The sequence below is a fragment of the Pseudomonas baetica genome, from assembly GCF_051216495.1.
Lineage (GTDB): Bacteria > Pseudomonadota > Gammaproteobacteria > Pseudomonadales > Pseudomonadaceae > Aquipseudomonas > Aquipseudomonas baetica_B.
The window spans coordinates 1-20575 of sequence record NZ_JBPKAM010000086.1 but is presented as its reverse complement, the minus strand read 5'-3'; the positions used below and the strand labels follow the sequence as shown (position 1 = coordinate 20575).

Sequence of the window (20575 nt, the reverse complement as noted above, 5' to 3'; positions counted from 1 at the left end):
AGTGGTCATAATGACTCTATTGATAATGAGTCGTAATGACACGTTTCGGGCCAAGCCCCTGATTCACAGGGGTTAGGGATCTGGCACGAGACTTGATAGAACTCATGTACAACTGAACTGCTTCAGGAGTACGGAAAATGTTCCATTTCTTCAGCAATCCTCAGAATGTTCTGCATCTGTCGAGCCGTGTACTCGGCGTCGGCCTGGCCATGTTGTTGGCCGGGATCTACGGCGCCTACCTCTATGGCGGTCATCTGACGATCCTGGCCCAGGTATCGTTGCACGCCATGACCATCGTCGGGCCGACCCTGCTGAAAATCGGTTACGTCATGCGTTTGCTGGCCCAGCACCGCTTGAGCAAACCACTGATTGGGACGCTGGCGTGATGCGCAAACTGGTCGAAACATCTGTATTCAGTCTTGGTTTTCGCCCGTTCTTTCTGGCCGGAGCCGCGTTCGCCACGCTGGCAGTGGCGATCTGGGCCCTATGGCTGTACGGCCGTTTGCCCAGCGCGCAACCAGTGGGCGGCATGCTGGCCTGGCATCGACACGAAATGCCGTTCGGATTTGCCGCAGCCATCATCGCCGGGTTCCTGCTGACGGCGGTGCCGAACTGGACAGGTCGTCCGGGACTCAAGGGCTGGCCGTTGTTCGGGCTGGTGCTGGTCTGGCTGCTGGCGCGACTGGCGTGGTTGATGCCAATTCCGCCCGGGTTGCTGCTGCTGTTGCAGTTGCCTTTCCTGCCTCTGCTGATCACCGTACTCGGACGCGATCTGATCGGCGCCGGCAAGCGTGAAAACTACCCGATCCTGTTGATGGTCACCTTTCTGACCGGTTGTCAGGTCATGACTTTGTGGGGCCTGTCGACCGACGACGCAGGCCTGCAACGGCGCGGGGTACTGGCTGCCCTGTGGCTGGTAGGCGCGTTGATGAGCGTGATTGGCGGGCGCGTGATTCCATTCTTCATCCAGCGCGGCTTGAATCGTCCGGCACAACCGGCCGCCAGCCCATGGCCGACCCGAATCCTGCTGGTGAGTGGTTTGCTGGCAGCGCTGACATTCGCCCTCGGGCTGCAAGACGTTCCCAGTCTTTGGCTGGCGGTGTTGTTTGTGCTGATGGGCGCCTTGCACCTGATGCGCCTGTGGCGCTGGCACGATCGGGGAATGTGGCGCGTGCCACTGCTGTGGTCGCTGTACCTGTCTTATGTCTGGCTGGTGGTGGCGGTGTTTGCCATGGTCCTCTGGCACGCAGGCCTGCTGCCGCAACAGAGCCTGGCCACCCATTCGCTGGCGGTGGGCGGTATTGGCGGGTTGATTCTGGCGATGATCGCTCGGGTCAGTCTCGGCCATACCGGGCGGCCATTGCAGCCATCGAAGGCCATCGTGGTGGGGTTTGCCCTGGTGCTGGTGGCGGGTCTGGTGCGGGTGCTGCTGGTGCCGTTTTCCGGGCTGGGTCTGGGGTTGTCGGCGCTGCTCTGGTGCGTGGCGTTCGGCCTGTTTCTCTGGCGCTATACCAACATTCTGCTCAAGCCGAGGGTATAGCCTTCACCGAGCATACTGTGGGAGCGAGCCTGCTCATTCAACATTGATGTCGCCTGATGCACCGCGTTCGCGAGCAGGCTCGCTCCCACAAGGATTGTGGTTTTCCCCACCCACCGAGGTGGATCATTGTGACCGGTGGTCGATACATTTCGGCCTGCGAGGCAAATTGGACTTAGCTGAAGGGATAACCCGAGGCGCGCGTAGGTCGTTGACGGCCACAGCAACGCCCCCTTCAGAACACCGTGAGTCTGAGGAGCTTCGCAATGCTGACCCTCAATATCAATGGCAAGGATCAGGAACTGGATGTCCCCGCGGACATGCCATTACTTTGGGTCCTGCGTGATGTCGCGCACCTGACCGGCACCAAGTTCGGCTGCGGCATGGCCCAATGCGGTGCCTGCACCGTGCACGTCGATGGAGCGCCGCTGCGCTCCTGCATCACGCCTGCCACGGCCGTGGCCCATGGGCAGAAAATCCTCACCATCGAAGGCTTGTCCAGCGACGGCTCCCATCCGGTTCAGCAAGCCTGGGCCGAACTCGATGTGGTCCAGTGCGGTTACTGCCAGTCCGGGCAGATCATGTCGGCGGCGGCGTTGCTGGCGAAGATCCCGCAACCGACCGACAGCGACATCGACCAGGCGTTGTCCGGCAATATCTGCCGCTGCGGCACCTACCCAAGAATTCGCGCGGCGGTCAAACGCGCCGCCCAATTGGGTTGATGGCCATGAACAGCTTCAATCCGTTGTCGCGTCGTGGTTTTTTAAAGGGCAGTGCTGTGCTGGGCGGCGGACTGGTGGTGGCGTTTGTCATTCCCGGCGCCCATCGCTTTGCCTTGGGCGCCGAGAATCAGGGCGATGTGTTCGCACCCAATGCCTTTTTGCGCATCGGCAATGACAACAGCGTCACGGTGCTGCTCGGACACTCGGAAATGGGCCAGGGCATCTGGACCGGCCTGACCATGTTGATCGCTGAAGAACTGGACGCCGACTGGTCGAAAATCCGCGTCGAACATGCCCCGGCCTCGGCCAAGGACTACGGTCTGGCCGGATTCGGCGGCATGCAGATCACCGGTGGATCGACCTCGACCTGGATGGAGTTCGACCGCTACCGCCAGGCCGGCGCGGCGGCGCGGTTGATGTTGATCGAGGCCGCGGCCAAGCGATTTAATATCGCGCCTTCGGCGATTCGCACCGAATCAGGCGTGGTGATGGCCGGCGATCAGCGCGCCACCTACGGCGAACTGGCCGATGACGCCGGTAAGCTACCGGTGCCGGACCCGGCGTCGATCAAGCTCAAGGACGCGAAAGACTGGACGCTCATCGGCAAGCCCACCCGGCGTCTGGACACGCCGGAGAAAATCACCGGTCGCGCCAAGTTCGGCATGGACGTGCAGTTCGATGGCCTGATGACCGCCATGGTCGCCCGCTCGCCGGTGTTTGGCGGCAGCGTCAAATCCTTCGAAGGCGCCGAAGCGCTGGCGATCCCTGGCGTGCACAAAGTGGTGCAGGTGCCCAGCGGCGTGGCGGTGATTGCCGATCACTATTGGGCGGCGAAATTGGGGCGCGATGCGTTGCACGTCGAGTGGGATCTGGGGCCGAACGCCGGGCTCGACAGCCAGAAACTGCTGGAGAGCTTTCGTAAACTGGCCGCCACGCCCGGCATGCCGGCCAGTCAGGCCGGCGATATCAAGGCGGCGCTGGCCAAGTCGGTCAAGACCCTCGACGTCGAATACAGCGTGCCGTATCTGGCCCATGCGCCGATGGAGCCACTCAACTGCACGGTGAAAATCACTCAGGATAAATGCGAGATCTGGACCGGGACGCAGTTCCAGACCCTGGATCAGATGATCGCCGGGAAAATCACCGGGCTCAAACCCGAACAGGTGGAAATTCACACCGAGTTCCTCGGCGGCGGTTTCGGCCGGCGGGCCAACCCGACTTCGGACTTTGTCGCCGAAGCGGTTCAGGTAGCCAAGGCGGCGGGGGCGCCGGTGAAAACCGTGTGGGCCCGGGAGGATGACATCCGGGGTGGCTATTACCGTTCGGCCTTCCTGCATCAGGCGCGCGTCGGCCTGGGGGCCGATGGTCTGCCGATGGCGTGGAAGCATGTGCTGGTCGGGCAGTCGATCATGGCCGGCACCTCGCTCGAAGCGGCCATGGTCAAGAACGGTATCGACAAGACCTCCGTCGAAGGTGTAGTGGATAGTCCTTACCTCGAAGGTTTGGCCGACCATCAGGTTGAACTGCATTCACCAAAAACCGGTATCAGCGTGTTGTGGCTGCGATCAGTGGGGCACACCCATACCGCTTTCGTGATGGAGTCGCTGATCGATGAGTTGGCCGCAGCGGCGAGCAAGGACCCGGTGGAGTACCGGCGGACCTTGCTCAAGGACCATCCGCGGCACCTCGGTGTGCTGAACCTGGCGGTGGAGAAGGCCAACTGGAAGGCGCCGCTGCCGGACGGCCATGTCTTGGGCGTTGCCGTGCATGAATCGTTCGGCAGTTATGTGGCCCAGGTTGCCGAGGTGTCCCAGGACAACCTGGCGATCCGCGTGCATCGGGTGGTGTGTGCGGTGGACTGCGGGATTGCGGTCAACCCCAGGAGCATCGAGGCGCAGATGGAATCGTGCATCGCCTTTGGCCTGGGCTTCACCTTGCACAGCAAACTGACGATCAAGGACGGGCAAGTGGTGCAGTCCAACTACCACGATTACCAGGTCTTGCGGCTCAACGAGATGCCGGTGGTGGAGGTGCATATCCTGCCCAGCAGCGAAAAACCCGGTGGCATCGGCGAGGCCGGCGTGCCACCCACGGCGCCGGCCGTGGCCAACGCGGTGTTCGCCCTGACCGGGCAACGCCTGCGTGAGCTGCCGTTGCAGTTGTCGGGGGTGTGAGATGAAACGACATCACTGGTTGCTCGGCGCAGTGCTGTTGATCTGTCTTTTCATCTACGCCACGGAACTGTTTGCCGATGATAAAGAGGGACTGAAGGCCTTCGACACCGTGCAGCAAGTCTTCCAGAACCCCCGTTGCCAGAACTGCCACATTCCCGGCGACTCGCCATTGCAGTTCGATGCCGGCACCCCACACGCGATGAACGTCGTGCGTGGCATGGACGGTAAAGGCGCGGCGGGCTTGCCCTGCGCCAGTTGTCATGCTGAAGCCAATCCGCCGGCCAGTTACGGCCCCAAGGCGCCACCAGGAGCCCCCCATTGGAGCCTGCCACCGGCAGCGCACAAAATGGCCTGGATCGGCCTGCCGCCCGACCAGCTGTGCAGCATGATCAAGGATCGCGCGCGTAACGGCGATCGTGATTTCGCGGCGCTGATCAAGCACGTCAGCGAAGACAAGCTGGTGCTGTGGGGCTGGAATCCCGGTGGTAACCGTGCACCGGTGCCGGTGCCCCATGACATTTTTGTCACTCAGTTCAAACTCTGGGCCGACGCTGGAGGGCCTTGCCCAGTGCAGGGAACTTGACCACCGGTCAATGAATACGGAGTCATACCGGTCTCGAGGACTCTAAGGAACATACCCTCCAAGGGAGTATGTGATGCTGACTTCAGGCAAACCGCACAAAGCAGGTGTATGTGCAGGGACGCCACAACAGGAACGCGAATTGCTGCGCGATCTCGCCCGCAAGGCTGAGCAAGAGCTGATCGGGGTGCAGATGGCAAGCATGGACGAGTTGACGCTGCTGCCCAACCGACACGGATTCATTGCCCTGGCTGAATTGGGCCTGGAGGCCTGCATGCAGCTGGAGCGGCCCGCGACCCTGCTGTTCTTCAATCTCGATGAGTTCAAGCGTATCAACTATTTGTTTGGCCGTTCCGAAGGCGACAACGCGTTGAAAACCTTTGCCGATGTGTTGCGCATAGGTTTTCGGGAAAGCGATGTGATCGGTCGACTGGACGGCGCGACCTTCGTTGCCTTGCTCACGGGCTCCTGTGGCGTGGATATCACGGCAATCAAGGCGCGGCTCGAGGAAATGCTCGATGAGCGCAATGCAATGGCGCGTCGTGGGTATGACATACGTTTCAGCATCGGGCAGCTCGAGTACGACCCTGAGGTATATGGCTCGGTTGAAGAGCTGTTGGTTGAGGCGCAGAAGGTGATGGGGCGGTAGTGGTGAGTTGAATTCACCGGCCCCATCGCGGGCAAGCCCGCTCCCACAGTGATCTCTGTTGTACCCACAATTTGTGCCCGCCAATGGCACCTGTGGGAGCGGGCTTGCCCGCGATGAGGGCCTGTCAGGCGAATCATCTCTTCACTTGGCAAACAACTGCCCAATGTCCTTGAACGCCTTGAACTCCAAAGCATTCCCGCACGGATCGAAGAGAAACATCGTCGCCTGTTCCCCGACCAGCCCCTGAAAACGAATCCCCGGCTCGATCACGAAGCGTGTCTCCAGTGATTTCAATCGATCCGCCAGCGCTTCCCATTCTGCCATCCCCAGCACCACGCCGAAATGCGGCACCGGCACGTCGTGGCCGTCGACAGCGTTGGTGTGGGCGGCTTCCTGTGAGGCGTTTTTCGGCGCCAGGTGAATCACCAGTTGATGACCGAAAAAGTTGAAGTCCACCCAGTGATCACTGGAGCGACCTTCTTCCAGGCCAAACACGCTGCCATAGAAGTGCCGCGCGGCGGCCAGGTCGTAAACCGGAATGGCCAGGTGAAAAGGGGAGAGTTGCATCAGTCGAGCCTCGGTTACGGGAAATTGAAGCTGAGTTTATCTCTGTGTTTTTTGTTTGAAAGACGATAGTTTTTGCGGCGAGCTCAAATTATTTCGATCAATCGAGGGGCGTCATGCTGCGCGAACTGAAAACCTTTATCGCGGTGGCGCGCTACGGCACGTTCGCTGCGGCAGGCATGCATATCGGCCTGACGCAGTCGGCAGTCAGCGCGCAGATCCGCAATCTGGAGCAGGCCCTCGGCATTCGCCTGTTCGATCGCACCGGACGTCAGGCATTGCTCAATGCAGCGGGGCAGCGCGCCTTGCCGATGGCCAGGGAGATGCTGGAGATTTTCGGCCGCATGGCGGTCAGCGATGACCTCAGCGAGTACCGGGGCGAACTGAAAATCGGTGCCGTGGCCACGGTGCAGACCGGATTATTGCCCCAGACGCTGCTGCGATTGCGCCAGCAGGCGCCGCGCCTGGAGCCGAAGCTCGTGCCGGGCGTGTCCCTGAACCTGTTGAGCCAGGTCGATACCGGCGAGGTGGACCTGGCCATCCTGATCAAACCGCCGTTCGAATTGCCCAAGGAACTGTCGGCGAACGTCATCCGCCGCGAGCCGTTCGTGCTGATCGTGCCGATGGATCTGGAGGGCGATGAGCCGCTCAAGCTGCTCGCCGAACATCCCCATGTGCGCTACGACCGCAACTCGTTCGGCGGACGTTTGGTCACGCGCTTTCTGCGGGAACAACAGATCGACGTGCACGTGGCGCTGGAGCTTGATGAGTTGGAGGCCATTGTGAAAATGGTTGAATGCGGTTTGGGGGTATCGCTCTTACCCGAGGCGGGACTGTGGCTGGAGAATGGGGCGAAGGTGAGGGTGATTCGTTTAGGCGAACTGACCTTCTACCGGGAAATAGTCCTGTTGCAACGGTATAGCCAGCGCCAGCAGCCGATTCAGCAGTTGTTCGCAAAATGTCTGACTCCGCATCCCTGTAGGAGCGAGCATGCTCGCGATGGACGTTAACGATAACGCGGGAGGTCTGATACCCCTTAGCGTTCTCAGGTTTATCGCGAGCATGCTCGCTCCTACAGGAATCGGGAATTACAGGCATAAAAAAACCCGCCAAAGCGGCGGGTTTTTTAGTGGCTAATCGAAGATCACTCTTCGATGTTGCCCATGGCCGTGGTGTTGAAGCCACCGTCCACGTACATGATTTCGCCGCTGATGCCGGAAGCCAGGTCCGAGCACAGGAACGCGCCGGCGTTGCCGACTTCTTCGATGGTGACGTTACGACGCAGCGGAGTTTGCGCTTCGTTGGCGGCCAGCATCTTGCGGAAGTTCTTGATGCCGGAAGCGGCCAGGGTGCGGATCGGACCTGCCGAAACGGCGTTGACACGGGTGCCTTCCGGGCCCAGGGAACCGGCCAGGTAACGCACGCCGGCTTCCAGGGAAGCCTTGGCCATGCCCATCACGTTGTAGTTGGGCATGGTGCGCTCGGCGCCCAGGTACGACAGGGTCAGCAGGCTGCCGTTGCGGCCTTTCATCATTTCGCGACCGGCCTTGGCCAGGGCGACGAAGCTGTAGGCACTGATGTCGTGGGCGATGCGGAAACCGTCACGGGTGGTGGCTTCGGTGAAGTCGCCGTCCAGTTGGTCGCCCGGGGCGAAGCCCACGGAGTGCACGATGCAGTCCAGGCCGTCCCACTTCTTGCTCAGCTCTTCGAAAACCTTGGCGATTTCTTCATCGCTGGCCACGTCGCACGGGAAGCACAGCTCAGGGCTCGAACCCCAGCCTTGTGCGAACTCTTCGACACGACCCTTGAGTTTGTCGTTCTGATAAGTGAAGGCAAGCTCAGCGCCCTCGCGATGCATGGCGGCAGCGATGCCGGATGCGATGGACAGCTTGCTGGCGACACCGACGATCAGTACGCGCTTACCGGCGAGAAAACCCATGTGTTGCTCCTCTCTTTCAGGTTATTGCGCAGTTTCCGGAGCCAGGAAAGCGGCTTCCAGCAACTGCTGTGTATACGGATGTTGGGGGGCGGCAAAAATGCTTTGCGCGTCTCCCTGTTCGACCACTTGGCCATGCTTGACCACCATCAGCTGGTGGCTCAGCGCCTTGACGACAGCCAGGTCATGGCTGATAAACAAATACGTCAGGTTGTACTTGGTTTGCAGTGAACGCAAAAGCTCCACCACTTGGCGTTGTACGGTCCGGTCGAGGGCCGAAGTCGGCTCGTCCAGCAGAATCAACGCCGGTTTTAGCACTAATGCCCGGGCAATGGCGATTCTCTGCCGTTGCCCACCGGAAAATTCGTGGGGGTAGCGGTGCCGGGTGTCCGGGTCCAGGCCTACCTCCTTGAGTGCCGCAATAATCGCTTGTTCCTGTTCCGCCTCAGTGCCGATCTTGTGGATCCGCAGGCCTTCGCCAACGATCTGGCTCACGCACATCCGTGGGCTCAGGCTGCCGAACGGGTCCTGAAACACCACTTGCATCTCCCGCCGTAGCGGCCTGACTTGCTCCTGCGACAGGCAGTCTAGCTGCTTGCCTTCAAAACGTATGGCGCCTTGGCTGGCGATCAACCGCAGGATCGCCAGACCCAGCGTCGACTTGCCGGAACCGCTTTCGCCCACGATGCCCAGGGTCTGGCCCTGGGGCAGGCTGAAATTGATGCCGTCCACCGCCTTGACGTAATCCACCGTGCGCTTGAGCAGGCCTTTCTTGATCGGAAACCAGACTTTCAGGTCATCGACCGCCAGCAAGGGCGGGCCGATCACGTTGGTCGCAGGCTTGCCGCTGGGCTCCGCTGCCAGCAGGGTCCGAGTGTACGGATGCTGCGGCGCGCGGAACAACTCTTCGCACGATGCCTGTTCGACGATGCAACCGCGCTGCATGACACATACACGATGCGCAATTCTTCGCACCAGGTTCAAATCGTGGCTGATCAGTAGTAGCGCCATGCCCAGTCTTGCCTGTAAATCCTTGAGCAATTCGAGGATTTTCAGCTGAACGGTCACGTCCAGTGCCGTGGTCGGCTCGTCGGCAATCAGCAATTCCGGCTCGTTGGCCAGGGCCATGGCGATCATCACCCGCTGGCGCTGGCCGCCGGATAGTTCATGGGGCAGGGCCTTGAGGCGTTTTTCAGGTTCGGGAATGCCGACCATCTCCAACAGTTCCAGGGTGCGTTTGGTCGCGATTTTTCCGGTGAGGCCCATGTGGATGCCCAGCACTTCATTGATCTGCTTTTCGATCGAGTGCAGCGGATTGAGCGAGGTCATCGGCTCCTGAAAGATCATCGCGATCCGGTTGCCGCGGATGTGGCGGATGGTTTTCTCTTTGAGGTCCAGCAGGTTGCGCCCGGAATACTCGATGGTGCCTGACGGGTGCCGGGCGATCGGATAGGGCAGCAGGCGCAGGATCGAGTGGGCGGTCACCGATTTGCCGGAACCGCTTTCGCCCACCAGCGCCAGGGTTTCGCCACGCTTGATGTCGAAGCTGACGTTTTCGACCACCCGCTGGCTGTGCGCGCCGACGACGAACTCGACGGCGAGGTCGCGCACTTCGATCAGATTGTCCTGATTCATTTCACTTCCTAGGGTCGAAGGCATCGCGAGCGGACTCGCCGATGAACACCAGCAGGCTCAACATCAGCGCCAGCACGGCAAACGCGCTGATGCCCAGCCACGGCGCCTGCAGGTTGGATTTACCTTGGGCCACCAGCTCACCCAGGGACGGGCTGCCCGCGGGCAGGCCGAAACCGAGGAAATCCAGGGCGGTCAGGGTGCCGATGGCGCCGGTCAGGATGAACGGCATGAAGGTCATGGTCGAGACCATGGCATTGGGCAGGATATGGCGGAACATGATCGAACCATTCTGCATGCCCAGCGCCCGGGCCGCACGCACGTATTCCAGGTTGCGGCCACGCAGGAACTCGGCGCGGACCACATCCACCAGGCTCATCCAGGAAAACAGCAGCATGATCCCCAGCAGCCACCAGAAATTCGGCTGCACGAAACTGGCGAGGATGATCAGCAGGTACAGCACCGGTAGCCCCGACCAGATCTCCAGGAAACGCTGTCCGGCCAGGTCGACCCAGCCGCCGTAGAAGCCCTGCAAGGCGCCGGCGATCACGCCGATGATCGAGCTGAGCAAGGTCAGGGTCAGGGCAAACAGCACCGAAACCCGGAAGCCGTAGATCACCCGGGCCAGCACGTCGCGACCCTGGTCGTCGGTGCCCAACAGATTATCCGAGGATGGCGGCGCGGGCGCAGGGACTTTGAGGTCGTAGTTGATGCTCTGGTAGCTGAACGGGATCGGCGCCCACAACACCCAGGCATCCTTGGCCTTGAGCAGTTCGCGAATGTACGGGCTCTTGTAGTTGGCCTCCAGCGGAAACTCGCCGCCGAAGGTGGTTTCCGGGTAACGCTTGAGCGCCGGGAAATACCAGCCGTTGTCGTAGTGCACCACCAGCGGCTTGTCATTGGCGATCAACTCGGCGCCAAGGCTGGCGCCGAACAGGATCAAAAACAGCCACAGCGACCACCAGCCGCGTTTGTTGGCCTTGAACAGTTCGAAGCGTCGGCGATTGAGAGGGGACAGGTTCATCTCAATGCTCCCGGCTTTCGAAGTCGATGCGCGGATCGACGAAGGTATAGGTGAGGTCGCCGATCAGCTTCACCACCAGCCCCAGCAGGGTGAAGATGAACAGCGTGCCGAAGACCACCGGGTAATCGCGGTTGATCGCGGCTTCAAAACTCATCAGGCCGAGGCCGTCGAGGGAGAAGATCACTTCTACAAGCAGCGAGCCGGTGAAGAAGATCCCGATGAACGCCGATGGGAAGCCGGCGATCACCAGCAACATGGCGTTGCGGAACACATGGCCGTACAGCACGCGATGCCGGGTCAGGCCCTTGGCCTTGGCGGTGATCACGTATTGCTTGTTGATCTCATCGAGGAAGCTGTTCTTGGTTAGCAGGGTCATGGTCGCGAAGTTGCCGATCACCAGCGCGGTCACCGGCAGCGCCAGGTGCCAGAAGTAGTCGAGGATCTTGCCGCCCATGCTCAGTTCATCGAAGTTGTTCGACGTCAGGCCGCGCAGCGGGAACCAGTCCAGATAACTGCCGCCGGCAAACACCACGATCAGCAGGATGGCAAACAGGAAGGCCGGGATCGCGTAGCCGACGATGATCGCCGAGCTGGTCCAGACATCGAAGTGGCTGCCGTGTCGCGTCGCCTTGGCGATCCCCAGCGGGATCGACACCAGGTACATGATCAGGGTGCTCCACAACCCGAGGGAAATCGACACCGGCAGTTTTTCCTTGATCAGGTCGATGACCTTGGCATCGCGGAAGAAGCTGTCACCGAAGTCCAGGGTGGCGTAGTTCTTGACCATGATCCACAAACGCTCCGGCGCCGATTTGTCGAAGCCGTACATGTGCTCGATTTCCTTGATCAGCGCGGGGTCCAAGCCTTGAGCGCCGCGATAGGAGGAACCGGCCACCGAGACTTCCGCGCCACCACCGGCGATGCGGCTGGTAGCACCTTCGAAGCCTTCGAGCTTGGCGATCATTTGCTCCACTGGCCCGCCGGGCGCGGCCTGGATGATCACGAAGTTGATCAGCAAAATGCCGAACAAGGTCGGAATGATCAGCAGCAGTCGCCGAAAGATATACGCCAGCATCTGATTACTCCGTGCCCGCAGGGTCGGCTTGCAATTTGGTTTCGATCTCTATGGCCGGCTTGGTATCGGGCTTGACCCACCAAGTGGCCGTGCCGATGTCATATTTGGGCGAGACCTTCGGATGGCCGATGTGGTTCCAGTAGGCCACGCGCCAGGTCTTGATGTGCCAGTTAGGAATCACGTAATAGCCCCATTGCAGTACACGGTCCAGTGCGCGGGCGTGGGCCACCAGGCTTTTTCGTGAATCGGCGTTGATCAGTTGCTCGACCAGTTGATCCACCACCGGGTCCTTGAGGCCCATGGAGTTGCGACTGCCGGGTTTGTCGGCGGCCGCGGTCATCCAGAATTCGCGTTGTTCGTTGCCCGGCGAGTTGGACTGCGGGAAGCTGCCGACAATCATGTCGAAGTCCCGGGAGCGCACGCGGTTGACGTACTGCGAGACATCGACCCGGCGGATCACCAGGTCGATGCCCAGGTCGCTCAGGTTGCGTTTGAACGGCAGCAGCACCCGTTCGAACTCGGTCTGGGCCAGCAGGAATTCAATGGTTACCGGTTTGCCGGTGGTGTCGACCATCTTGTCATCGACGATGCGCCAGCCAGCCTCTTGCAGCAGTTGATAAGCCTTGCGCTGTTGGGTGCGGATCATGCCGCTGCCGTCTGTGACCGGGTTCTGGAACGCTTCGCTGAACACTTGCTCGGGAATCTTGCCGCGGAACGGGTCGAGGATCGCGAGTTGATCGGCATCCGGCAGGCCGGTGGCAGCCATTTCCGAATTCTCGAAGTAACTACGGGTGCGCGCGTAGGCGCTGTTGAACAGTTGCTTGTTGGTCCATTCGAAGTCCAGCAACAGTGTCAGTGCCTGGCGCACGCGCACGTCCTGGAACACCGGGCGACGCAAGTTAAAGACGAAACCCTGCATGCCCGTGGGGTTGCCGTTGGGGATCTGTTCCTTGATCAGTCGGCCCTCGGTCACCGCCGGGATATTGTAGGCGTTGGCCCAGTTCTTGGCGGTCATCTCTAGCCAGTAATCGAACTGGCCGGCCTTGAGGCCTTCCAGCGCCACGGTGTTGTCGCGATAGTAATCGGTGAGCATGACATCGAAGTTGTAGAAACCGCGATTGACCGGCAAGTCCTTGCCCCAATAGTCCTTGACCCGCTCGTAGCGCACCGAGCGCCCGGCCTTGACCTCGGTGACCTGGTACGGGCCGCTGCCCAGTGGAACCTCGAGGTTGCCCTTGTTGAAATCCCGGGTTGCCCACCAGTGTTTAGGCAGTACCGGCAACTGGCCGAGGATCAGCGGCAGCTCACGGTTGTTGCTGTGCTTGAACTTGAACAGCACCGTCAGCGGATCTTCGGCGACCACCTCGGCGACGTCGCTGTAGTAGCCGCGGTACATCGGCGCGCCGTCCTTGATCAGGGTCTGGAAGCTGAACACCACGTCCTCGGCGCGCACTGGGTGACCGTCATTGAAACGAGCTTCGGGGCGCAGATAGAAGCGCACCCAGTCGTTATTCGGGGCCTTCTCGATCTTGCCGGCGATCAGACCGTATTCAGTGAAAGGCTCATCGAGGCTCTGCTTGGCCAGGGTATCGTAGATCAGGTCGATGTCGTTGGCCGACACGCCCTTGCTGATGAACGGGTTGAGACTGTCGAAACCACCGAAGCCGGCCTGGCGGAAGATGCCGCCCTTGGGCGCGTCCGGGTTGACGTATTCAAAGTGTTTGAAATCGGCCGGGTATTTAGGCGACTCGTTGTACAGGGTGACGGCATGTTGCGGGGCGGCATTGACCCACCCTGCGAACAACAGGGCGCCAGCCTGCAGGAGCAGGGCGCTGATGGGTTTCATCGATCTTTCTCCGAAGATTTCAGCCACCATGCACTCAGGCCCAGGGTGTAGGGCGGCGTGGTGACGAAGGCGAACCGGTTGCGGTAAGCCAGGCGGTGATAATTGAGGTACCAGTTGGGAATGATGTAGTGCTGCCACAGCAGCACGCGGTCGAGCGCCTTGCCGGCGGCGACTTGGTCATCGCGGGTCTTGGCGGCGAGCAATTGATCGAGCAAGTGGTCGACCACCGGGTTGGCAATACCTGCGTAGTTCTTGCTGCCCTTGACGCCGGCCTGGCTGGAATGGAAGTACTGCCACTGTTCCAGGCCGGGACTGAGGGTTTGATTCAGGGTCATCAGAATCATGTCGAAATCGAACTGGTCGAGGCGCTGTTTGTACTGCGCGCGATCGACCGTGCGTAGCCGCGCATCGATGCCAATGCTGACCAGGTTTTCGACGTAGGGCTGAAGGATGCGTTCCAGGTTCGGATTGACTAGCAGAATCTCCAGGTTCAAGGGTTGCCCGGCGGCGTTCTGCAAGCGTTGTCCGCTGAGTTTCCAGCCGGCTTCGGCGAGCAACGTCAGGGCCTGGCGCATGGTTTCCCGGGGGATGCCACGCCCCTGGGTCTTCGGCAGGCTGAACGGTTCCGTGAACATCCTGGCGGGTAATTGCTCGCGATAAGGCTTGAGCAGCAACCACTCATGGCCAACCGGCAACCCAGTGGCGGAGAACTCGCTGTTGGGGTAGTAGCTCATGGCGCGTTTGTAGGCACTGCTGAACAGGGTGCGGTTGGTCCACTCGAAGTCGAACATCAACCCCAATGCTTCACGCACCTTCGCCTCGGAGAATGTCTGGCGGCGGCTGTTCATGAACAGGCCCTGGCTTTGCGTCGGGATCTGGTGCGGGATCTGCGCCTTGATCACGTCACCGCGACGGATCGCCGGAAAGCGGTAGCCGGTGGCCCAATTCTTCGCTTGGTGTTCGATATAGATATCGAATTCGCCGGCCTTGAACGCTTCGAACGCCACATCACTGTCGCGATAGAACTCGACGTCCATGCGGTCGAAATTGTACTTGCCGCGATTGACCGGCAGGTCCTTGCCCCAGTAATCCTTGACCCGTTCGAACACGATCTGTCGCCCCGGCGTGACCGAGGTTATGCGATACGGCCCGCTGCCCAGCGGCGGCTCGAAGGTGGTGGCCTTGAAGTCGCGACCTTTCCAGTAATGCTGTGGCAGCACCGGTAACTCGCCCAGGCGAAGGATCAGCAGGGGATTACCGGCGCGCTTGAACACGAAACGAATGCGCTGCGGATTGAGGATGTCGACACGCAACACTTCCTGCAGGTTGGTGCGGTACTGCGGATGGCCTTCCTTGAGCAGCAAGCGGTAGGAAAATGCCACGTCATAGGCGGTAATCGGCGTGTCATCGTGGAAGCGGGCTTCGGGGCGCAGGTTGAACACCACCCAGCTGCGGTCCTCGCTGTACTCCACCGATTGGGCGATGAGGCCGTAGCTGGAGGTCGGCTCGTCGCCGGAGGGCGCGTATTGACCGGTACCGACCATCAACGGCTCATTGAGCTCGTTGATGCCGTATTGCAGGAAATTTGGCGTGGCGACCGGGCTGGTGCCCTTGAAGGTATAAGGGTTGAGCGTATCGAAGGTGCCAAACGCCATCACCCGCAACGTACCGCCCTTGGGCGCTTGCGGGTTGACCCAGTCGAAATGGGTAAATCTGGCCGGGTACTTGAGCGTGCCGAACTGCGCGTAACCATGGCTTTCACTGATCGTCGCACTTGCGGTAGAGCTCAAGGCCAGGCTGATCAGGAGCGAGAGGAGGGCACGCTTCAAGTAAGGAATCCGATCCAGGCGGCTTGGGCTTTGTGGCTCGTACAGTAACAGCTTGTATGGACAGGAAAAAGCCGGGGGCTTAAAGCAAACCCAATCCCTTTTAGGAGCGAGCAAGCTCGCGATGGGCGTGAACGATAACGTGTTGAACCAATCAGCACGCGCCATCGTTAACCACCATCGCGAGCTTGCTCGCTCCTACTGGGGAAGGCTTAATTAGCGGGCAAAAAAAGCCCCTGAATGTCAGGGGCTCATTAATTAGTGCGGGTTCGATACCGTTAGCATCTGGCCGGGCTTGAGCGCCTGGCCGACACGCGGGTTCCAGCGCTTGAGGTGTTGCATTTCGACATTGAAGCGCTTGGCCACGATGTACAGTGAGTCACCCTGCTGGACTTTGTACTTGGCCTGTGGCTTTTTGGTTTCGCTCCGGCTTTTGGCGTTGGCCGCGACCACGGTGTTAATGCGGCCGGAATTACGTTTGCTGGTGTCTTGCAGGACCAGCGTCTGACCCGGCTTGAGGTTCTTTCCGCTCAGCTTGTTCCAGCGCTGCAAGTCCTTGACGTCGACGTCGTTGGCCTTGGCGATGGAGCCGAGGTTGTCGCCGCGCTTGACCCGGTAGCTGCGTTTGACGCTGGCTACTGCAGTGCTGTCCGCACCCTCGAAGACCGGCTTGAGCGGCTTCTTGCTGATCAGCTCTTCAGGACGCATGGTTTGCAGGCTGGTGGTCAGCAATTGCGCCTTGGACGTCGGTACCAGCAAATGCTGGGGGCCGTCGATGGTGGTGCGCTGCTTGAAGGCCGGATTGAGCTGGAACAGTTCGTCTTCGTCGATGTTGGCCACCGCAGCGACCTTGGACAGATCCATGCGCTGGTTGATTTCGACGACCTGGAAATACGGTTCGTTGGCGATCGGGTTGAGGTTCACGCCGTACGCTTCTGGCGCCATCACCACTTGCGACAGTGCCAGCAACTTGGGCACATAGGCCTGGGTCTCGGAAGGCAATGGCAGGTTCCAGTAGTCGGTCGGCAGGCCAAGCTTTTCGTTACGCTCGATGGCCCGGCTGACCGTGCCTTCACCGGCGTTGTAAGCGGCGAGGGCCAACAGCCAGTCGCCGTTGAACATGTCGTGCAGGCGCGTCAGGTAATCCATCGCAGCGGTGGTCGAAGCGGTGATATCGCGACGGCCATCATAGAAACGGGTCTGGCGCAGGTTGAAGTAACGACCGGTGGACGGGATGAATTGCCACAGGCCAACCGCATCGGCCCGGGAATAGGCCATCGGGTTGTAGTTGCTTTCAATCACCGGCAGCAGCGCCAGCTCCAGCGGCATGTTGCGTTCTTCAAGACGCTCAACGATGTAATGGATGTAGAGACTGCCGCGTTCGCCCGCGTTTTCGAGGAAGGACGGATTGCTGGCGAACCACAGGCGCTGTTGCTCGATGCGCGGGTTGACGCCCAGGCCGTCCTGCAACTGGAAGCCCTGGCGCATACGCTCCCAGACATCCTGCGGAATCTGCGGGCTCGGCTTTTCGCTGAGCCAGACGGGCTTCTGCTTGGCGCGTGCGGCAATATTCGGAGTGTGCGCCGCATCGGTTTGCGGCGCATGGCTGGAACAGCCCGCCAATGTCGCGGACACAGCCACCGCTATGGCTTGCGCCAGGCGGGTCAGAGCGTCCGAATTGATGGCTTTGCGAATGGATGGCGACATTGGCTGAACGTGAGTTCCGGGCAAAAATGTCGGGCGATTCTAGAAAGCGCACCCCCTACGGTCAACCATTCATGGTTTTCGTACCATCGTGCAAGCTCTTTAGAACGTGTCTTTCCAAGCCCTCAGCGTCGCAAAAACCATATCCGGCGCAGAGTTATCGGTGCCGGTCCGTTCGTCCGCTTTTTCTTTAACGGATGTTTCGGCTGCGCGCAAAAACGGATTGGTTCTCTTTTCCAGGGCGATCGTGGACGGCAGTGTAATGACCCCGGCTTCCCGTTGCCGGGTGACGGTGGCCAGGCGTTCGAGGGTATCCGGGTTGTCCGGTTCCACGGCAGCGGCGAAGCGCAGGTTGCTCAGGGTGTATTCATGGGTGCAATACACCTGCGTATCTTCGGGAAGCGCCGCCAGGCGCGACAGCGAGGCGTGCATCTGTTTTGGCGTGCCTTCGAACAGGCGCCCGCAACCGGCAGCGAACAGGGTGTCGCCACAAAACAACAGGCCAGGGTGATAATAGGCAATGTGGCCCAGGGTATGGCCGGGCACGGCGATGATCTCGAAGTCATGGCCCAGCACGGTGATGCGATCGTTATCCTTGAGCGCGGTGTCCCGACTTGGAATATTTTCGCTGGCTGGACCGTAGACCTTTGCGTCCGTCGCTTTCTTGAGCTGTTCGACGCCGCCGACATGGTCATGGTGATGGTGAGTGATCAGAATATCGCTCAGCACCCAGTCCGGATTGGCCAGGAGCCAGGCCTGTACCGGCACGGCATCGCCAGGATCGACCACGGCGCAGCGCCGGGTGGCGGGATCTTGTAACAACCAGATGTAGTTGTCGGTAAAGGCGGGCAGGGCACTGATCTGTATCATCGTCGGATTCGCCAAGCGGAAAACAATGGCGCATCTTAGAACTTCCTGGCGCGTTGGAGAATGCAATGACCGATAAAGCGTTCGCTCAGGCCGATCCCGACTGGCTGGCGTTGATTGGCGCGGCCCGTGAGTGGCTGTCCGGTCCGATCGGGCAGTTTTTGCTGGATGAAGAACGGCGCATGCTCGAAGAAGAGCTGGGTCGCTTTTTCGGCGGCTATCTGGTGCATTACGGTCCCTCGGCCCAGACACCGCCATCGGCGCCTCAGGTCCAGCGCAATGTGCGCCTGGGTGCGCCGTTGCCGGGCGTCGAGATTGTCTGTGAGGAGCAGGCCTGGCCATTGAGCGAGCACGCCGCCGATGTGGTGGTGTTGCAGCATGGGTTGGATTTCTGCCTGTCGCCCCACGGTTTGCTGCGGGAGGCCGCGAGCAGTGTTCGGCCCGGCGGGCACCTGCTGATCATCGGCATCAACCCCTGGAGCAGTTGGGGCCTGCGTCATGTGTTTGCTCATGATGCGATGCGCAAGGCCCGCTGCATCTCGCCTTCGCGGGTTGCCGACTGGCTGAACCTGCTGGGCTTCGCGCTGGAGAAACGCCGCTACGGGTGCTATCGTCCGCCGCTGGCTTCGCCCGCCTGGCAGACCCGTCTGGCTGGTTGGGAGCGCAAGGCCGGTGACTGGCAATTGTCCGGAGGCGGCTTCTATCTATTGGTCGCGCGCAAGATCGTGGTGGGCTTACGGCCCGTCCGTCAGGAACGACGCGAACCGATGGGCAAGCTGATTCCCTTGCCGATGGCCAAGGTCAACCGCCGCCGCATCGAACCGTAATACTCACTTTTTATTTCCGGTCGGGATTGTTCCCGGTCTCGGGCGTTGTCGATCACGGATCGGCGAGCCACCGCATTTTTCTGGATAGATTGGCATGAGCGATAGCGTAGAACTGTTCACCGATGGTGCCTGCAAAGGCAATCCTGGCCCTGGCGGCTGGGGCGCGTTGCTGGTGTGCAAGGGCGTCGAAAAGGAGCTCTGGGGTGGCGAAGCCAACACCACCAACAACCGCATGGAGCTGATGGGGGCGATCCGTGGCCTGGAAGAACTCAAGCGTCCCTGCGACGTGCTGCTGGTCACCGACTCGCAGTACGTGATGAAAGGCATCAACGAGTGGATGGCCAACTGGAAAAAGCGCGGCTGGAAGACCGCTGCGAAAGAGCCGGTGAAAAACGCCGATCTGTGGAAAATGCTCGACGAGCAGGTCAACCGCCATAATGTGACCTGGAAGTGGGTGCGCGGGCACATTGGCCATCACGGCAACGAACGGGCCGACCAACTGGCCAACCGTGGCGTGGATGAAGTACGCGGGTTCAAGCAGGCCTGAATTATTGCGTTGCGGCCTTCGCGAGCAGGCTCGCTCCCACAAAATATCTGGGGCGGACACAAAAGTTGTGTTCACCGCAGAGCGAATGTGGGAGCGAGCCCGCTCGCGAAGGGGGCGACACGGTCTACCTGAAAGCCCCCGGCGAGCGTGTTAATATCGCCGTTTTTGCACGATTGACCGATTGAGAGCTGAGCACTGATGGCCACCAGATCCGTTGTACTCGATACCGAAACCACCGGCATGCCGGTGACCGACGGCCACCGGATTATCGAAATCGGTTGTGTCGAGCTGATCGGTCGGCGCCTGACGGGCCGGCATTTTCACGTATACCTGCAACCGGACCGCGAGAGTGACGAAGGCGCCATTGGCGTCCACGGCATCACCAATGAATTCCTGGTGGGCAAACCGCGTTTTGCCGAGGTGGCCGAAGAATTTTTCGAGTTCATCAAGGGCGCACAGCTGATCATCCATAACGCGGCGTTCGACGTTGGCTTCATCAACAACGAATTCGCCCTGATGGGCCAGCACGATCGTGCGGACATTACGCAACACTGCACGGTCCTCGACACCCTGATGATGGCCCGGGAGCGTCACCCTGGGCAGCGCAACAGCCTCGACGCCCTGTGCAAGCGCTATGGCGTCGACAACTCCGGCCGTGAACTGCACGGCGCCTTGCTCGACTCCGAGATTCTTGCCGACGTTTACCTGACCATGACCGGCGGCCAGACCAGCCTGTCCCTGGCGGGCAATGCGTCCGATGGCAATGGTTCCGGCGAGGGCGCGGACAACTCGGCCACTGAAATCCGTCGATTGCCTGCCGACCGCAAACCGACCCGCATCATCCGGGCCAGCGAAGACGATCTGGCCCAGCATGCGGCGCGCCTGGAAATCATCAGCAAGTCCGCGGGTGGACCGGCGTTGTGGTTGCAATTGGCCGAGGCTGAAGCTCAGGTCTGACGCACCGATGTACTGTAGGAGCCGGGGGGGGGGGGGGGGGGGGGGGGGGGGGGGGGGGGGGGGGGGGGGGGGGGGGGGGGGGGGGGGGGGGGGGGGGGGGGGGGGGGG

General features: G+C 60.7%; 19 protein-coding genes. 10 read left to right on the top strand and 9 right to left on the bottom strand.

What is annotated here, in order from left to right; translation table 11 throughout:
* Positions 1–137: 137 nt before the first annotated feature.
* From ACSFE6_RS24225 to ACSFE6_RS24200, 6 genes are all read left to right on the top strand, one after another.
* Entirely contained in the window at positions 138–386 is a 249-nt protein-coding gene (locus ACSFE6_RS24225) for a transmembrane sensor/regulator PpyR (protein WP_435429953.1), read from the top strand.
* Entirely contained in the window at positions 386–1540 is a 1155-nt protein-coding gene (locus ACSFE6_RS24220) for an NnrS family protein (RefSeq protein WP_435429952.1), read from the top strand. Before ACSFE6_RS24225 ends, ACSFE6_RS24220 begins: the two co-directional genes overlap by 1 nt.
* Positions 1541–1803: 263 nt before the next feature.
* A complete protein-coding gene (locus ACSFE6_RS24215; RefSeq protein WP_435429951.1) occupies positions 1804–2259 on the top strand; it encodes a (2Fe-2S)-binding protein in 456 nt (151 codons plus the stop codon).
* A 5-nt stretch (positions 2260–2264) separates the two neighbouring features.
* Positions 2265–4433 carry a molybdopterin cofactor-binding domain-containing protein gene (locus ACSFE6_RS24210; protein WP_435429950.1) on the top strand — a complete coding sequence of 723 codons (2169 nt, stop codon included), beginning with the start codon at positions 2265–2267 and terminating at the stop codon, positions 4431–4433.
* A gap of 1 nt (position 4434) precedes the next feature.
* On the top strand, positions 4435–5016 hold the full coding sequence (locus ACSFE6_RS24205) for a hypothetical protein (RefSeq protein WP_435429949.1): 582 nt from the start codon (positions 4435–4437) through the stop codon (positions 5014–5016).
* 73 nt (positions 5017–5089) lie between these two features.
* Positions 5090–5662, top strand: coding sequence for a GGDEF domain-containing protein (locus ACSFE6_RS24200; RefSeq protein ID WP_435429948.1), 573 nt, complete (start codon positions 5090–5092; stop codon positions 5660–5662).
* 141 nt (positions 5663–5803) lie between these two features.
* Here ACSFE6_RS24200 and ACSFE6_RS24195 read toward each other — a convergent pair whose 3' ends face one another.
* Positions 5804–6229 (bottom strand): VOC family protein, encoded by a 426-nt coding sequence (locus ACSFE6_RS24195; RefSeq protein WP_435429947.1) that lies wholly within the window; start codon positions 6227–6229, stop codon positions 5804–5806.
* Positions 6230–6342: 113 nt separating this feature from the next.
* Between ACSFE6_RS24195 and ACSFE6_RS24190 the strand changes: the two genes are divergently transcribed.
* A complete protein-coding gene (locus tag ACSFE6_RS24190) occupies positions 6343–7236 on the top strand; it encodes a LysR family transcriptional regulator (protein ID WP_435429946.1) in 894 nt (297 codons plus the stop codon).
* 134 nt (positions 7237–7370) lie between these two features.
* On the opposite strand, the gene fabI is transcribed toward ACSFE6_RS24190, so the two are convergent.
* The 8 genes from fabI to gloB form a co-directional block, all read right to left on the bottom strand.
* Positions 7371–8165, bottom strand: coding sequence for an enoyl-ACP reductase FabI (gene fabI / locus ACSFE6_RS24185; protein WP_435429945.1), 795 nt, complete (start codon positions 8163–8165; stop codon positions 7371–7373).
* A gap of 21 nt (positions 8166–8186) precedes the next feature.
* The gene (locus tag ACSFE6_RS24180; protein ID WP_435429944.1) at positions 8187–9797 is read right to left on the bottom strand and encodes an ABC transporter ATP-binding protein; all 1611 of its coding nucleotides are present in this window, start codon (positions 9795–9797) and stop codon (positions 8187–8189) included.
* Between the two features lies 1 nt (position 9798).
* Positions 9799–10818 (bottom strand): ABC transporter permease, encoded by a 1020-nt coding sequence (locus tag ACSFE6_RS24175; protein WP_435429943.1) that lies wholly within the window; start codon positions 10816–10818, stop codon positions 9799–9801.
* A 1-nt stretch (position 10819) separates the two neighbouring features.
* Positions 10820–11893, bottom strand: coding sequence for a microcin C ABC transporter permease YejB (locus tag ACSFE6_RS24170; protein ID WP_435429942.1), 1074 nt, complete (start codon positions 11891–11893; stop codon positions 10820–10822).
* 4 nt (positions 11894–11897) lie between these two features.
* The gene (locus tag ACSFE6_RS24165) at positions 11898–13739 is read right to left on the bottom strand and encodes an extracellular solute-binding protein (protein WP_435429941.1); all 1842 of its coding nucleotides are present in this window, start codon (positions 13737–13739) and stop codon (positions 11898–11900) included.
* Positions 13736–15544 (bottom strand): extracellular solute-binding protein, encoded by a 1809-nt coding sequence (locus ACSFE6_RS24160; RefSeq protein WP_435429962.1) that lies wholly within the window; start codon positions 15542–15544, stop codon positions 13736–13738. Before ACSFE6_RS24160 ends, ACSFE6_RS24165 begins: the two co-directional genes overlap by 4 nt.
* A gap of 279 nt (positions 15545–15823) precedes the next feature.
* Positions 15824–17272 carry a LysM peptidoglycan-binding domain-containing protein gene (locus ACSFE6_RS24155; RefSeq protein WP_435429940.1) on the bottom strand — a complete coding sequence of 483 codons (1449 nt, stop codon included), beginning with the start codon at positions 17270–17272 and terminating at the stop codon, positions 15824–15826.
* 99 nt (positions 17273–17371) lie between these two features.
* Entirely contained in the window at positions 17372–18139 is a 768-nt protein-coding gene (gloB, locus tag ACSFE6_RS24150) for a hydroxyacylglutathione hydrolase (RefSeq protein WP_435429939.1), read from the bottom strand.
* Positions 18140–18204: 65 nt separating this feature from the next.
* Here gloB and ACSFE6_RS24145 point away from each other — a divergent pair, with 65 nt between their 5' ends.
* From ACSFE6_RS24145 to dnaQ, 3 genes are all read left to right on the top strand, one after another.
* Entirely contained in the window at positions 18205–18963 is a 759-nt protein-coding gene (locus ACSFE6_RS24145) for a methyltransferase domain-containing protein (protein WP_435429938.1), read from the top strand.
* A 94-nt stretch (positions 18964–19057) separates the two neighbouring features.
* Complete coding sequence (gene rnhA, locus ACSFE6_RS24140; protein WP_095194944.1) at positions 19058–19510, top strand: ribonuclease HI; 453 nt, start codon at positions 19058–19060, stop codon at positions 19508–19510.
* A 198-nt stretch (positions 19511–19708) separates the two neighbouring features.
* Positions 19709–20467 carry a DNA polymerase III subunit epsilon gene (gene dnaQ, locus ACSFE6_RS24135; protein WP_435429937.1) on the top strand — a complete coding sequence of 253 codons (759 nt, stop codon included), beginning with the start codon at positions 19709–19711 and terminating at the stop codon, positions 20465–20467.
* The last annotated feature ends 108 nt before the right edge of the window (positions 20468–20575 follow it).

Coding starts and splice junctions, on each gene's coding strand:
- ACSFE6_RS24225 (WP_435429953.1), top strand. CDS start 138: ATGTTCCATTTCTTCAGCAATCCTCAGAATGTTCTGCATCTGTCGAGC.
- ACSFE6_RS24220 (WP_435429952.1), top strand. CDS start 386: ATGCGCAAACTGGTCGAAACATCTGTATTCAGTCTTGGTTTTCGCCCG.
- ACSFE6_RS24215 (WP_435429951.1), top strand. CDS start 1,804: ATGCTGACCCTCAATATCAATGGCAAGGATCAGGAACTGGATGTCCCC.
- ACSFE6_RS24210 (WP_435429950.1), top strand. CDS start 2,265: ATGAACAGCTTCAATCCGTTGTCGCGTCGTGGTTTTTTAAAGGGCAGT.
- ACSFE6_RS24205 (WP_435429949.1), top strand. CDS start 4,435: ATGAAACGACATCACTGGTTGCTCGGCGCAGTGCTGTTGATCTGTCTT.
- ACSFE6_RS24200 (WP_435429948.1), top strand. CDS start 5,090: ATGCTGACTTCAGGCAAACCGCACAAAGCAGGTGTATGTGCAGGGACG.
- ACSFE6_RS24195 (WP_435429947.1), bottom strand. CDS start 6,229: ATGCAACTCTCCCCTTTTCACCTGGCCATTCCGGTTTACGACCTGGCC.
- ACSFE6_RS24190 (WP_435429946.1), top strand. CDS start 6,343: ATGCTGCGCGAACTGAAAACCTTTATCGCGGTGGCGCGCTACGGCACG.
- fabI (WP_435429945.1), bottom strand. CDS start 8,165: ATGGGTTTTCTCGCCGGTAAGCGCGTACTGATCGTCGGTGTCGCCAGC.
- ACSFE6_RS24180 (WP_435429944.1), bottom strand. CDS start 9,797: ATGAATCAGGACAATCTGATCGAAGTGCGCGACCTCGCCGTCGAGTTC.
- ACSFE6_RS24175 (WP_435429943.1), bottom strand. CDS start 10,818: ATGAACCTGTCCCCTCTCAATCGCCGACGCTTCGAACTGTTCAAGGCC.
- ACSFE6_RS24170 (WP_435429942.1), bottom strand. CDS start 11,893: ATGCTGGCGTATATCTTTCGGCGACTGCTGCTGATCATTCCGACCTTG.
- ACSFE6_RS24165 (WP_435429941.1), bottom strand. CDS start 13,739: ATGAAACCCATCAGCGCCCTGCTCCTGCAGGCTGGCGCCCTGTTGTTC.
- ACSFE6_RS24155 (WP_435429940.1), bottom strand. CDS start 17,272: ATGTCGCCATCCATTCGCAAAGCCATCAATTCGGACGCTCTGACCCGC.
- gloB (WP_435429939.1), bottom strand. CDS start 18,139: ATGATACAGATCAGTGCCCTGCCCGCCTTTACCGACAACTACATCTGG.
- ACSFE6_RS24145 (WP_435429938.1), top strand. CDS start 18,205: ATGACCGATAAAGCGTTCGCTCAGGCCGATCCCGACTGGCTGGCGTTG.
- rnhA (WP_095194944.1), top strand. CDS start 19,058: ATGAGCGATAGCGTAGAACTGTTCACCGATGGTGCCTGCAAAGGCAAT.
- dnaQ (WP_435429937.1), top strand. CDS start 19,709: ATGGCCACCAGATCCGTTGTACTCGATACCGAAACCACCGGCATGCCG.